Below are 571 nucleotides of genomic sequence, written 5' to 3'. Positions count from 1 at the left end.
ATACAGGCTATAAAGAGGTGTATTACATCTCAGGACCTTTTAAGAGCATCATTTTGTTGAGCCTGTTCTTTTTAGTGATACTAAGGCATCGGTCGCTACAAGCGTTCATCACGTATCTGTTTGCTATTCGAGAATTTCATATCAAGCTCGAACCGATCTACAACACCTCAACGCAGCAAAATATTCACTACGAAGCCCTTTCTCGATTCAAAGTGAAGAACACCCAAAGGTTCATCGAAACACTCATCAGCAATGGACTGCTTTTGATCCACACGATCTTGGTGATCCGAGCAATTTACGCCAAACAGCCGACTTTGTTGGTACCCATCAGCATCAATGTGTGCCCTTCTCTTCTACGAGGAAGAAACTTCTCGACTCTTTATCAAGAACTCGCGAGCAGAGACTGCCGGTTACTGACCATCGAAATCACGGAGAACGCGTCCATGTACTACACCTCCGAGATCTACGACAACGTCGCGAAACTAAAATTACTGAGCTGCAAAATCAGCATTGATGACTTTGGTACTGGAAACAACAACGTGTCACTTATCAGCAAAATCAATCCAGATTA

At 43.4% G+C, this 571-nt stretch carries 1 protein-coding gene; it reads left to right on the top strand.

The genetic code is table 11. The annotated features are described in order from the left end of the window. Nucleotides 1–571 (top strand): EAL domain-containing protein (locus R7Z47_RS26130; RefSeq protein ID WP_318130936.1); only part of this gene is annotated, 571 nt, incomplete at both ends.

Source organism: Vibrio sp. 1641 (assembly GCF_033339995.1).
Taxonomy (GTDB): domain Bacteria; phylum Pseudomonadota; class Gammaproteobacteria; order Enterobacterales; family Vibrionaceae; genus Vibrio; species Vibrio alginolyticus.
This window is presented reverse-complemented; position numbering and strand designations above follow the sequence as displayed.